This window comes from Herbidospora sp. RD11066, assembly GCF_054661255.1.
The window spans coordinates 590,454-602,074 of record NZ_BAAGDO010000004.1; the positions used below are offsets into that span (position 1 = coordinate 590,454).

General features: G+C 69.5%; 14 protein-coding genes. 11 read left to right on the forward strand and 3 right to left on the reverse strand.

Annotated elements, in window-relative coordinates; genetic code table 11:
• Nucleotides 1-58: 58 nt before the first annotated feature.
• On the reverse strand, nucleotides 59-1,300 hold the full coding sequence (locus ACYQ78_RS19455) for a nicotinate phosphoribosyltransferase (protein WP_459802273.1): 1,242 nt from the start codon (nucleotides 1,298-1,300) through the stop codon (nucleotides 59-61).
• A gap of 75 nt (nucleotides 1,301-1,375) precedes the next feature.
• Between ACYQ78_RS19455 and clpS the strand changes: the two genes are divergently transcribed.
• The 5 genes from clpS (at nucleotide 1,376) to ACYQ78_RS19480 (ending at nucleotide 3,965) form a co-directional block, all read left to right on the forward strand.
• Entirely contained in the window at nucleotides 1,376-1,663 is a 288-nt protein-coding gene (gene clpS / locus ACYQ78_RS19460) for an ATP-dependent Clp protease adapter ClpS (RefSeq protein ID WP_459802274.1), read from the forward strand.
• Nucleotides 1,663-2,190: a DUF2017 domain-containing protein gene (locus ACYQ78_RS19465; protein ID WP_459802275.1), complete on the forward strand. Its 528-nt coding sequence runs from the start codon at nucleotides 1,663-1,665 to the stop codon at nucleotides 2,188-2,190. The genes clpS and ACYQ78_RS19465 overlap by 1 nt, the downstream gene beginning before the upstream one ends.
• 9 nt (nucleotides 2,191-2,199) lie before the next feature.
• A complete protein-coding gene (locus ACYQ78_RS19470; protein WP_459802276.1) occupies nucleotides 2,200-2,601 on the forward strand; it encodes a M67 family metallopeptidase in 402 nt (133 codons plus the stop codon).
• Between the two features lie 137 nt (nucleotides 2,602-2,738).
• Nucleotides 2,739-3,011, forward strand: coding sequence for a MoaD/ThiS family protein (locus ACYQ78_RS19475; RefSeq protein ID WP_061296896.1), 273 nt, complete (start codon nucleotides 2,739-2,741; stop codon nucleotides 3,009-3,011).
• Nucleotides 3,012-3,017: 6 nt separating this feature from the next.
• Nucleotides 3,018-3,965 (forward strand): PLP-dependent cysteine synthase family protein, encoded by a 948-nt coding sequence (locus ACYQ78_RS19480; protein ID WP_459802277.1) that lies wholly within the window; start codon nucleotides 3,018-3,020, stop codon nucleotides 3,963-3,965.
• Between the two features lie 60 nt (nucleotides 3,966-4,025).
• Here the strand turns inward: ACYQ78_RS19480 and ACYQ78_RS19485 are convergent, their stop codons facing one another.
• Complete coding sequence (locus tag ACYQ78_RS19485) at nucleotides 4,026-5,687, reverse strand: DUF3352 domain-containing protein (RefSeq protein ID WP_459802278.1); 1,662 nt, start codon at nucleotides 5,685-5,687, stop codon at nucleotides 4,026-4,028.
• Between the two features lie 83 nt (nucleotides 5,688-5,770).
• Nucleotides 5,771-6,103, reverse strand: a complete 333-nt coding sequence (locus ACYQ78_RS19490; protein ID WP_459802279.1) for a hypothetical protein — start codon at nucleotides 6,101-6,103, stop codon at nucleotides 5,771-5,773.
• A gap of 83 nt (nucleotides 6,104-6,186) precedes the next feature.
• Here ACYQ78_RS19490 and ACYQ78_RS19495 point away from each other — a divergent pair, with 83 nt between their 5' ends.
• From ACYQ78_RS19495 to ACYQ78_RS19520, 6 genes are all read left to right on the forward strand, one after another.
• On the forward strand, nucleotides 6,187-6,984 hold the full coding sequence (locus tag ACYQ78_RS19495) for a thioesterase family protein (RefSeq protein WP_459802280.1): 798 nt from the start codon (nucleotides 6,187-6,189) through the stop codon (nucleotides 6,982-6,984).
• Between the two features lie 65 nt (nucleotides 6,985-7,049).
• Nucleotides 7,050-7,871, forward strand: a complete 822-nt coding sequence (gene murI / locus ACYQ78_RS19500; protein ID WP_459802281.1) for a glutamate racemase — start codon at nucleotides 7,050-7,052, stop codon at nucleotides 7,869-7,871.
• Complete coding sequence (locus ACYQ78_RS19505; protein WP_459802282.1) at nucleotides 7,868-8,620, forward strand: MBL fold metallo-hydrolase; 753 nt, start codon at nucleotides 7,868-7,870, stop codon at nucleotides 8,618-8,620. The genes murI and ACYQ78_RS19505 overlap by 4 nt, the downstream gene beginning before the upstream one ends.
• A gap of 5 nt (nucleotides 8,621-8,625) precedes the next feature.
• A complete protein-coding gene (rph, locus tag ACYQ78_RS19510; protein WP_459802283.1) occupies nucleotides 8,626-9,342 on the forward strand; it encodes a ribonuclease PH in 717 nt (238 codons plus the stop codon).
• The gene (gene rdgB, locus ACYQ78_RS19515; protein WP_459802284.1) at nucleotides 9,339-9,947 is read left to right on the forward strand and encodes an RdgB/HAM1 family non-canonical purine NTP pyrophosphatase; all 609 of its coding nucleotides are present in this window, start codon (nucleotides 9,339-9,341) and stop codon (nucleotides 9,945-9,947) included. Before rph ends, rdgB begins: the two co-directional genes overlap by 4 nt.
• A gap of 46 nt (nucleotides 9,948-9,993) precedes the next feature.
• Nucleotides 9,994-11,583, forward strand: a complete 1,590-nt coding sequence (locus ACYQ78_RS19520; protein WP_459802285.1) for a molybdopterin-dependent oxidoreductase — start codon at nucleotides 9,994-9,996, stop codon at nucleotides 11,581-11,583.
• The last annotated feature ends 38 nt before the right edge of the window (nucleotides 11,584-11,621 follow it).

Here is an 11,621-nt window from a genome sequence, read left to right on the forward strand (position 1 = left end):
GTCCAATCTAGAAGATCGCGGGAGACCGGCGTCGTCCTCATGCGCCGCTCCCCCGCGATCAGGAGAAAATACTAGGCACAGCAGGGTCTCCAGGGGAGAGGCTGTGGGCGATTTGCGGCAATTCGAGCATCGACTCGTGATGCCGGGCCCGAGCTTCGGAGAGGGGCTCGCGGCCGACGATCTCTCCGTCGCGGACCAGCGCGGCCAGCAGAGGCCGGCCCAGCGTGTCGTCGGGGTGGGTGGAGATGATCTCGCCGACCGCCACGCCGTCGGCGAGTGAGCGGTAGGCCCACTTCCGGCCGCCCTTGCTCGGCTTGCCCACCGAGGTCTTGGCGACCGGCTTCATCGCGCCCGAGGAGTCCTCCCGGTCGACCAGCTTGTAGACCAGGTTGGCCGTCGGCGCGCCCGAGCCCGTCACGAGCTTGGTGCCGACGCCGTAACCGTCGACGGGGGCCACGGCCAGCGCGGCGATGGCGTATTCGTCGAGGTCGCCGGTGACCACGATGCGGGTGCGGTCGGCGCCCAGGGAGTCGAGCTGCGCCCGCACCTCGACGGCGACGACGCCCAGGTCGCCCGAGTCGATGCGGATCGCGCCCAGGTCGCCTCCGGCCAGTTTCACGGCCGTGCGGACCGCCTCGGGGACGGAATAGGTGTCCACCAGCAGCGTCGTCGACGGCCCGAGGGAGTCGATCTGGGCGCGGAACGCCTCCTCCTCCGAGTCGTGGAGCAGCGTGAAGGCGTGGGCGCTGGTGCCGGCCGTGGGGATGCCGTACTCGAGACCGGCCTGCAGGTTCGACGTCGTCGCGAAGCCGCACAGGTACGCGGCGCGGGCGGCGGCGACGGCGGCGCGTTCGTGGGTGCGGCGGGAGCCCATCTCGATCAGGGGGCGCCCCCCTGCCGAGCGGGCCATGCGGGAGGCGGCCGAGGCGATCGCGCAGTCGTGGTTGAGGATCGACAGGATGACCGTCTCCAGGACCACCGCCTCGGCGAAGGTGCCCTCGACGACCATGATCGGGGAGCCGGGGTAGTAGGTCTCACCCTCGCGGTAGCCGTACACATCGCCGGTAAAGCGGAAGTCGGCGAGGAAGGCCAGGGTCGGCGGGTCGACGACGCGCTCCAGGAACTCCAGCTCCGGCTCACCGAAGCGGAAATTCTCTATGGCGGAAAGGACCCGATCCGTACCTGCGACGACACCGTAGCGGCGGCCTGCGGGAAGACGGCGGGCGAAGACCTCGAACACCGCGCGACGATGGGCGGTGCCGCCGGACAGCGCCGCCCGCAACATGGTCAACTCATACATGTCTGTTAGCAAGGCCGAGCTCATGGACGTTTGCACGAGTCGAGAGTACGACCGTGGTGAGGCAGGATTGGGGATGTGGGTAGCACCGCTCCGAGTGAGGTCGAGCGTCCGATAGCCGACGTTCGCCCAGATTTGCCGTGGGTGACCATTGTCTGGAACGACCCGGTCAACCTCATGTCCTATGTGACCTATGTCTTCCAGAGCGTCTTCGGCTACGCGCGGGAGAAGGCCGAGAAGCTCATGCTCGACGTCCACCAGAAGGGCAGGGCCGTCGTGTCCAGCGGCACCCGGGAGGAGATGGAGCGCGACGTCCAGACCCTCCACTCCTACGGCCTCTGGGCCACACTGCAGAAGGACGGCTGATGGGCCGCGGTTTCAAGGCGACGCACGAGGGCGTGGCGGTCACCCTCGACCCGGCCGAGGCCAACGTGCTCCGGTCGCTGGTGGCCTCGATGGTGCTCGACGTGGTCGAGCCGGGGGAGACGGGCGACGACCCGCTGGAGCGCGCGCTGCGCATCGGCCCGGCCACCGAGCCGACCGATCCGGTGCTGGCCCGGCTGTTCCCCTCGGCCTACGCCGACGACGACGCCGCCTCGACCGAGTTCCGCCGCTACACCGAGGGCGATCTCCGCGACGCCAAGCGCACCGACGCGATCACCTTGATCGAGACCGCCGCCGGGGGCCGGGTCGTGCTGACCACCGAGCAGGCCCAGTCGTGGCTGCGCGCCCTCAACGACCTCAGGCTGGTCTTGGGTGTACGACTGGAGATCACCGAGGAGATGCACCAGGAGATCGCCGACATGGGCGACGACGACCCCCGCTACCCCGCCTTCGTCACCTACGACTGGCTGACCTACCTGCAGGACACCCTCGTTCAGGCCCTTTGGTAGGTTCGCGGCATGCTGACGATCTCCCGCGAGCTGGTCGACCAGATCATCGCCCATGCCACGGCAGACCATCCCGACGAGGCGTGCGGCGTCGTCGCCGGACGGAACGGGGTGCCCGAGCGTTTCGTCCCGATGGAGAACGCCGAGCGGTCGCCCACCTTCTACCGCTTCGACTCGATGGAGCAGTTCCGCGTCTGGCGTGAGATGGACGACAACGACGAAGAGCCCGTCGTGATCTACCACTCCCACACCGCCACCGAGGCCTACCCCTCGCGCACCGACGTTTCCTACGCCTCCGAGCCGTTCGCCCACTACGTGCTCTACTCCACCGCGCTCACCCAGTTCCGGTCCTACCGGATCGTCGACGGGGTGATCGAGGAGGAGGAAGTCAAGATCTTGGAACCTGGCGTTTAAAATGGGTGACATGTCCCTGGGCGTGCAACCGTGCCTCTTCGCGCACTCTCGTTCTGTCGTGGTCTACGACTGTCATTGATCGTTCACATTTCCCCGTACACCACAGACCTTTTCCAAACGAAGAGAGAGAACGAGACATGGCCATCGAGGTCCGCATCCCGACCATCCTGCGCACCTACACCGACGGCGCCAAGGCCGTCGACGCGTCCGGCGCCACGCTCGAAGAGCTGATCGGTGACCTGGAGGCGCGCCACCCGGGGATCAAGGCCCGGATCGTCGACGACGGCAAGCTGCGCCGGTTCGTCAACATCTACCTCAACGACGAGGACGTCCGGTTCCTCGGCGGTCTCGGCACCCCGATCTCCGACGGCGACACGGTCACCGTGCTGCCCGCCGTCGCCGGTGGCTGATCACCGATGCGCTTCGACTCGCTGATCGAGTCGGTCGGCCGCACCCCGCTCGTCGGGCTGCCCCGGCTCTCACCGTCGCCCGACGTGCGGATCTGGGCCAAGCTCGAAGACCGCAACCCGACCGGCTCGATCAAAGACCGGCCCGCCCTGTGGATGATCGAGCAAGCCGAGAAGGACGGGCTGCTCACCCCCGGCTGCACGATCCTCGAACCGACCTCCGGCAACACCGGCATCTCGCTGGCGATGTCGGCCCGGCTCAAGGGCTACAAGCTGATCTGCGTCATGCCCGAGAACACCTCCGAGGAGCGCCGCCAGCTCCTGCGCATGTACGGCGCCGAGATCATCTCGTCTCCGGCCGCGGGCGGCTCCAACGAGGCGGTCCGGGTGGCCAAGGGCCTGGCCGCGGAACACCCCGACTGGATCATGCTCTACCAGTACGGCAACCCCGCCAACTGGCAGTCCCACTACGAGTCGACCGGCCCCGAGATCTTGGACGATCTCCCGACGGTCACCCATTTCGTCGCGGGCCTGGGCACCACCGGCACCCTCATGGGCGTCGGGCGCTACCTGCGCGAGCAGAAGCCCGACGTGAAGATCGTGGCCGCCGAGCCCCGCTACGGCGAGCTCGTCTACGGCCTGCGCAACGTCGACGAGGGCTTCATCCCGGAGATCTACGACGAGTCGGTGCTGACCACCCGCTACTCGGTCACCTCGGCCGACGCCCTGCGCAGGACGCGTGAGCTGCTGGCCTCCGAGGGCATCTTCGCCGGCATCTCCACCGGCTGCGCGCTGCACGCCGCCATCGGCATGGCCCGCAAGGCCGTCCAAGACGGTGAGCGGGCCGACATCGTGTTCGTGGTCGCCGACGGCGGCTGGAAGTACCTGTCGACCGGCGCCTACGAGGGCACCCTCGACGAGGCGGAAGACCGTCTCGACGGGCAGCTCTGGGCTTAGGAACACCAAAAAGAGAAGGGCCCCGCCTCCCTGAGAGTTGAGGCGGGGCCCTTCCTGTTTCTAATTGAACAGCACGCGGAGAGAGAAGTTGCCCTCACTCCCCTGGTAGCCGCCGCTGAGACCGACGGCCGACAGCGCCTGGAGGTTCGCCTTGTCCTGGTCGGACATGCCCTGGAGGTACAGGTTCTCGACCTTGTCGAGGTCGACGAAGGCGGCGAACGTGGCCGAGTCGGCGTTCGGGACGGCGGTCCGGAAGGTCTCGTCGTCCTTCAGGGCGCCCGAGGCGGCGAGCTTGGCGGCGTAGTCCTGGTTGGTGGCGATGACGAGCTTGCCGTCGCCGGGGGCCTTGGCGAGCTGGAACTGCTGGCCGCTGGCGGCCAGGCCCTGCTCGATCTTGGCCAGGATCGCCCCGGCCTTGGCCGGGTCGGTGGCGAGCACGGCTCCGACGTTGGGCAGGTCGGCGTCCAGGCCCTCGGAGTCGACCGCGACGGTGAGGCCGTCGCCCAGGAGCGTGACCAGGTCGTCGGGGATGGACAGGCCGAACTGCTGCTGGGCCTGGGTGACGAACTGGCTGAAGGCGCCCTGTCCGGCGGCGTCGGCGCTCTCGGTCACGGTGTCCCACTGCGCCTTCAGCGCCTGGCCGATGCCGGAGATCGCAATGGCGCCGGCGGTGGTGTCGGGCAGGTCGCCGATGTTCACGGCCTTGGCGTCGGAGACCTTGCTGTCGATGCCGCGGGTGATGCCGGCCAGTTCGACGTAGGAGCCGTCGAAGCGCAGCGCGCCGGCGAAGCGGCCGTTGCCGATCTGGGCGAGCGCCGCCTGGCTGGTCGCGCTGGCCGCGCCGCCGAGCTTGGCGATCCCGGCCAGGTCGGCCCAGACCGACAGCACGCCGGGCTCACCGAGGGCGTCCATGTCGTTGGTGAAGTTGGCCGACTCGGCCAGGGTGGGGCCGGTGGCGTACTTGTCGGCCTCCGCCTGGGTGGCCGAGACGATGGCGTAGTCGCCGCGGATGGCGACGCCGGTCTTGGTGGACGACCCCGCGTCGAGCTTGGCGATTCCGGCGCGGGCCGCGTTGGCGTCCTTCACCTGGATCGCGAGGGCGAGGCCGGGCTGGGAGGCGTCCTTGCCGGGCATGACCGCGAAGCCGATGCGGTCGCCGAGCCAGGGCTCGATGTCGGCGGCGTAGTCGATGTTCTTGAAGTTCTCGTTGTCCGTCGAGATGGCCTTGAAGAAGGCCTCGCGCGGGTCGTCACCGGAGAAGGCGTCCTTGGTGACGGTGAACTTGCGGGCGATGTTGAACAGCGCCAGCTTCTGGTTGGCGGCCGGGTCGAGGTCGATCCGCGCGTAGGCGAGGGCCCCGGCCGGGAGCGCCTCGGAGGGCTGCGCGCCGCCACCGCTCAGAGTGGAGAAGGCCCACACTCCGCCGCCGCCGACGAGGGCGACGACCACCGCGACGATCGCGGCGATGATGACGCCCTTGGGGCCGCGCTTCTCGACCGGCGCGTGCACCACGGGGGGCAGGTCGTAGCCGAGCTCCTCAGGCTGGCGCCACTGGCCCTGCTGCGGTGGGGGAGTGAACATCTGCTGGGTGCCGCCGAAGTCCATCCGGGTGGGTTGATCTACGTGCGGCTGCGGCTGGGGCTGCGGCGTGCGGTAGTTGATGGTCCGGTCCGGGTCTCCGTTGGTGTCGAACGGGAAACCAGGGGGGTTCTCGGCAGGCATGGGGTCAACTCGCAAAGTGGGGTGATCTCTGACGAGTTTGAAAGTATGCCGTGCCGGTAGCGAACCACTTGCAGCCTTCTTGACTATTGGCGCTTAAGTACCTCTCGTGGCTCTTTGAGGTGAACTTCACCGGTATCGCTGGTTTCGACCAGGTCCCACGGGACGATCAGGCTGCGGGCGTACAGGACCCGTGTGAGCTGCTGGAGCGTTCCGTTGACCCGGCCGCTGGCGTCGCGGTGGACGCCCAGCAGGAACTGGGCGCGGGTGGCCGACACGACCAGCCCGGCGGTCTCGGGCTCGGTGCCTCGCTTGAACGGGTTCCGGTTGCCGGTGATCATGCGCACGTCCACCACGTGGCCGACCCACACCCCGCGGACGTCCCATACGCACTGGCCGATCAGTTCCCGTCCCGTCATGGCCGGTGAATGCCCGGATCTCCCTGTACGGACGGCTATGGCACGGTCAAGATACAGTGTTCCAGAACAACATTCGGGAGGGTGTGTTGAGCGGTTTCGGGGAGGCGACCCGGGCGGTCCGGGCCGGCGAGGGCGTCTACGACGTGTGCCTCGACGAGGGCTACGCGATCGGCGGCCCGCTGAACGGCGGATACCTGATGGCCGTGCTGCTGCGGGCGGCGGTCGACACCTCACCGCACGAGCATCCGGTCTCCACCAGCGCCCAGTTCCTGAGAGCGGGCCGTCCGGGCCCGGCGCGGGTGCGGGTGGAGCAGGTGAAGACCGGGAAGACGACCACGATCAGCCGGGCCTCGCTCGTCGCGGATGACGGACCGATCCTTGAGACATTGGTCACCACCGCGACCCTCGACCCGCTGGCCGAGCCCGTCTACGCGAGCGGCCCGTCGATCAAGATGCCGCCGCCCGAGGAGTGCCTGCCGCTGCCCGAGCCCAAGCCCGAGTCGAACATGACGCTGAACGGCCAGATGGAGCTCCTCTTCGACCCGCCCACGGTCGGCTGGCTGACCGGCGAGCCGACCGGCCGCCCCGAGTCGCGCGCCTACTTCCGGCTGCGGCACGGCCAGGAGCCCGACCCGTACGTGCTGGCGCTGGCGGTCGACGCGCTGCCGCCGGTGGTGTTCAGCCAGGGGCAGCGCGGCTGGGCCCCGACGGTCGAACTGACGTGGCAGCTGCGCGCGCTGCCCGCCCCCGGCTGGCTGACCGTCCTTGCCTCAGGGCGCCTGATCAGCGACGGCTGGTTCGACGAGGAGGCCGAGGTCTGGGACTCCACCGGACGCCTCGTGGCACAGTCGCGGCAGCTCGCGAGGGTGGGACGCGGCTGAGGCGCCTCGCCGAGTGTGCTCGGTGTCACGGGGACGTGCCGCATGATCGGTCATAAGCTGACCCCGTGGTGGAGAGTTATGGTCAGGGGTCCATCGGGATCTTCGACAGCGGTTTCGGGGGGCTGACCGTAGCCCGAGCGATCATCGACCAGTTGCCCAACGAGCCGGTCTTCTACGTCGCCGACACGGCGCGTCAGCCGTACGGCCCCAAGCGCATCGCCGAGGTGCGGTCCTACGCCCTCGAACTGCTCGACCATCTGGTGTCCCACGACGTCAAGATGCTCGTGATCGCGTGCAACACGGCCAGCGCGGCGGTGCTGCGCGACGCGCGCGAGCGCTACCGGGTGCCGGTCGTCGAGGTCATCCAGCCGGCCACCCGCCGGGCCGCCTCGGCGACCCGCAACGGGAGGGTCGGGGTGATCGGCACCCAGGCCACCATCGCCTCGATGGCCTATCAAGACGCCTTCGCCGCCGCGCCCCACGTCGAGCTGTTCGGGGTCGCGGCGCCGCGCCTGGTCGACTTCGTCGAACGCGGCGAGACCGAGAGCGAGGCCGTCATCGAGGCGGTGCGCGAATACCTGACCCCGATCCTCGACGCCGGGTGCGACACCCTGATCCTCGGCTGCACCCACTATCCGCTGCTGCTCGGCGCGATCTCCTACGTCGCCGGAGACGGCGTCACGCTCGTGTCGAGCGCCGAGGAGACCGCCAAAGACGTCTTCCGGGTGCTGCGCGACCGGGGCTTGGTGCGCGCCTCGGGCGTGCCCGCCCACCGGTTCGGCACCACCGGAGACACGCTGCTGTTCGAGACCCTCGGACGGCGCTTCCTCGGACCGGAGCTCCAGGCCGTCGAGATGGCCGCACCCGCATTCGGAGAAACGGTATGAAACTGACCATAGTCGGCTGCTCGGGCAGCTTCCCCGGTCCGGCCAGCCCGTCGTCCTGCTACCTGTACGAAGCCGAGGGCTTCCGGATGCTCGTCGACTTCGGCAACGGCTCCCTGGGGGCGCTCCAGCGTCACATCAGCCCGTTCGACGTCGACGCGATCTGCCTGTCGCACCTCCACGCCGACCACTGCCTCGACATGTGCAGCTATCACGTCGTCCGCAACTACGGCCCCGGCGCGCCCTACCCCCGGATTCCCGTGTACGCCCCCTCCATGGCCTCCGCCAGGCTCGACGCCGCCTACGGCATGCCGCAGGAGCCCAAGATGGAGACCGCCTTCGACTTCACCGAGCTCGCGCCGGGCACGTTCGAGGTCGGCCCCTTCCAGGTCACCACCGCCCTGATGAACCACCCCGTCGAGACCTATGGCTTCCGCGTCGCCCACAACGGCGCGTCGGTCACCTACTCGGCCGACACCGCCGAGTGCGACGAGCTCATCGGCCTGGCCGGCGACACCGACCTGCTGCTCTGCGAGGCCTCGTTCCTCGACGAACCCGGCAACCCGCCGGGCCTGCACCTGTCGGGCCGCCAGGCGGCCGAGCACGCCGCCAAGGCCGGTGCGGGGAAGCTCGTTCTCACCCACCTGGTCCCCTGGCACGACGAGCAGCGCGTACGCGCCGACGCCGACCGGGGAGGCTACTCGGGCGAGATCGAGTTGGCCCGATCCGGTGCGGTCTATGACCTAGGGTGAAGCCCATGGCTCGCACTGATGGACGTACGCCCGACCAGCTCCGGCCGGTGACGATCACGCGGAACTGGCTGACCCACGCAGAAGGGTCGGTCCTGGTCGAATTCGGCGGCACGAAGGTCCTGTGCGCCGCCTCCGTCGAGTCGGGGGTGCCGCGCTGGCGCAAGGGCAGCGGCCTCGGCTGGGTCACCGCCGAATACTCGATGCTCCCGCGCGCCACCAACACGCGTGGTGAGCGCGAGTCGGTGCGCGGCAAGATCGGCGGCCGCACCCACGAGATCTCCCGCCTGATCGGCCGGTCCCTGCGGGCCTGCGTCGACTACAAGGCCCTCGGCGAGAACTCGATCGTGCTCGACTGCGACGTCCTGCAGGCCGACGGCGGCACCCGCACCGCCGCGATCACCGGCGCCTACGTCGCGCTGGCCGACGCGGTGGCCTGGATGCGCAAGAAGCGCATGTGCCCGGGAGACCCGCTGGTCGACTCGGTCGCGGCCGTCTCGGTCGGCATCGTCGGCACCACCCCGCTGCTCGACCTCTGCTACGTCGAAGACGTCAAGGCCGAGACCGACATGAACGTCGTGATGACCGGCAAGGGCGCCTTCGTCGAGGTGCAGGGCACCGCCGAGGGCGCGCCGTTCGACCGCGCCGTCCTCAACGAACTGCTCGACCTGGCCACGCTCGGCTGCATCGAGCTGACCGACCTCCAGAAGGCCGCCCTCGCATGAGCAGGCTCCTCCTCGCCACCCGCAACCAGGGCAAGATCGTCGAGCTGCGCCGCATCCTCGAAGAGGCCGCGCTGCCGATCGAGCTCGTCGGGCTCGAATCCTTCCCCGAGATCGGCGACGTCGCCGAGACCGGCCTCACCTTCGCCGAGAACGCCCTGCTCAAGGCCCACACCGTGGCCCGGCAGAGCGGCCTGCCCTGCATCGCCGACGACTCGGGCCTCTGCGTCGACGCCCTCAACGGCATGCCGGGCATCTTCTCGGCCCGCTGGTCGGGCGGCCACGGCGACGACAAGGCCAACCTCGACCTGCTGCTGGCCCAGATCAACGACGTCCCCGACGACCGCCGCCAGGCCCACTTCGCCTGCGTGGCCGCGCTCGCCCTGCCGACGGGCGAGGAGCGCGTGGTCGAGGGCGTCATGCACGGCCACGTGATCAGGGCGCCCCGGGGCACGATGGGTTTCGGCTACGACCCCATCTTCGTCGCCGACGGCGAGACCCGCACGACCGCCGAGATGTCCGCCGCCGAGAAGGACGCCATCTCGCATCGTGGGATCTCGATGCGGGGCATGGTCCCGGTCCTCGCCGAGGTGCTCATCACTTCGTAAGAAGTTGGGGCTGCCACATCACCAGGGCGTTCGTAGGATCGCTGATGTGACAGCTCGCACCACCGCGCCCGCATGGGCCGCGGCACTCGCCGGACTGACCGCCGCCGCCGTCGCGCTCGGAACCGGGCAACTGGTGGCGGGGGTCCTCGGCGGCGACTCCTCACCCGTCGTCGCGGTCGGCGACGCCGCCGTCGACCTGACACCCGCCTGGCTCAAAGACTGGGCCATCGCGACGTTCGGCGAGAACGACAAGATCGTCCTCCTGGGCGGCATCTTCGTCGTCATCGCCCTGCTCGCCGCCGGTTTCGGCATCCTCGCCCGTGTACGTGTAGGTTACGGCCGGCTCGCCCTGCTGGTCTTCGGCGCGATCGGCGCCTGGGCCGCGGCCACCCGCCCCGACGCGGGCATGGTCGACGTGCTGCCCGCGCTGCTGGGCGCCTGGGCCGGAACGTCCACCCTGACCCGGCTCTTCCGCCGCCTGGAGACGGAGCCGGTCGAAGAACCTCCCGTCGAGGAGGAGACGCCGCTGGAGAAGCCGCCCGTCATGTTGGCGGGGGATCGGTTGCGGACCATCGATCGGCGTCGGCTGTTTACCGGGGTCGCCACCGGTGCCGGGGTCGCCGTGGTCACGGGGGCGGCGGGGATCTGGATCGGGGATCGGAACAACGTCAGCGCCGAGCGGGCGCAGGTGGCGGCCGAGCTGCCCAAGGCGGCGAAGCCGCTGGCGCCGTTGCCCGCCGGGGTCGACTTCAAGGTGCCGAACCTGTCGCCGTTCGTCACGCCCAACCACGACTTCTACCGGGTCGACACCGCCCTCGCGCTGCCCAACGTCGACCCCACCACCTGGTCTCTCAAGATCCACGGCATGGTCGACAAACCGCTCGAAATCTCCTTCGCCGAGCTGCTGAAGCGGCCCATCGTCGAGGCCGACCTCACGCTCGCCTGTGTCTCCAACCCGGTCGGCGGCCCCTACGTCGGCAACGCCCGCTGGCTCGGCGTCGCCATGGCCGGGGTCCTGCGCGAGGCCGGGATCAGGGCGGGCGCCGACATGCTGCTGTCGACCAGCGCCGACGGCTGGACCGCCGGAACCCCGGTCGAGGTCGTCATGGACGGCCGCAACGCCCTCTTCGCCTTCGCCATGAACGGCGAACCGCTGCCGGTCGCCCACGGCTTCCCGGTGCGCCAGGTGGTGCCGGGCCTCTACGGCTACGTCTCGGCCACCAAGTGGGTCGTCGACGTCGAGGTCACCCGGTTCGACCAGGCCAGGGCCTACTGGACCGACCGGGGCTGGGACGCCAAGGGCCCCATCAAGACCCAGTCGCGCATCGACACCCCCCGCAACAAGACCCAGCCGGGCCGCAACGTCATCGCGGGCGTCGCCTGGGCGCAGACGAAGGGCATCGCGAAGGTCGAGGTCAAGGTCGACGAAGGCCCCTGGCGGGAGGCCACGCTGGCCGAGGTGCCGGGCCTGGACACCTGGCGCCAGTGGAAGATCGAGGCCGACCTCAACACCGGGCTGCACACCCTGTCGTGCCGGGCCACCGACGACACCGGCTACACCCAGACCGCCGACGGCGCCCCGCCGGAGCCGAACGGCGCGACCGGCTATCACCACGTTCTCGTGGAGACCACCTAGACGGCAGGATTCGGGAAAGACGGTCGCTCATCGGAGTC

Bases quoted from the DNA above. Each gene is read 5' to 3' on its own strand.
- rph (WP_459802283.1), top strand. From the start codon at position 8,626: ATGGCTCGCACTGATGGACGTACGCCCGACCAGCTCCGGCCGGTGACG.
- ACYQ78_RS19490 (WP_459802279.1), bottom strand. From the start codon at position 6,103: ATGACGGGACGGGAACTGATCGGCCAGTGCGTATGGGACGTCCGCGGG.
- ACYQ78_RS19470 (WP_459802276.1), top strand. From the start codon at position 2,200: ATGCTGACGATCTCCCGCGAGCTGGTCGACCAGATCATCGCCCATGCC.
- ACYQ78_RS19480 (WP_459802277.1), top strand. From the start codon at position 3,018: ATGCGCTTCGACTCGCTGATCGAGTCGGTCGGCCGCACCCCGCTCGTC.
- ACYQ78_RS19505 (WP_459802282.1), top strand. From the start codon at position 7,868: ATGAAACTGACCATAGTCGGCTGCTCGGGCAGCTTCCCCGGTCCGGCC.
- rdgB (WP_459802284.1), top strand. From the start codon at position 9,339: ATGAGCAGGCTCCTCCTCGCCACCCGCAACCAGGGCAAGATCGTCGAG.
- ACYQ78_RS19455 (WP_459802273.1), bottom strand. From the start codon at position 1,300: ATGTATGAGTTGACCATGTTGCGGGCGGCGCTGTCCGGCGGCACCGCC.
- ACYQ78_RS19485 (WP_459802278.1), bottom strand. From the start codon at position 5,687: ATGCCTGCCGAGAACCCCCCTGGTTTCCCGTTCGACACCAACGGAGAC.
- ACYQ78_RS19475 (WP_061296896.1), top strand. From the start codon at position 2,739: ATGGCCATCGAGGTCCGCATCCCGACCATCCTGCGCACCTACACCGAC.
- ACYQ78_RS19465 (WP_459802275.1), top strand. From the start codon at position 1,663: ATGGGCCGCGGTTTCAAGGCGACGCACGAGGGCGTGGCGGTCACCCTC.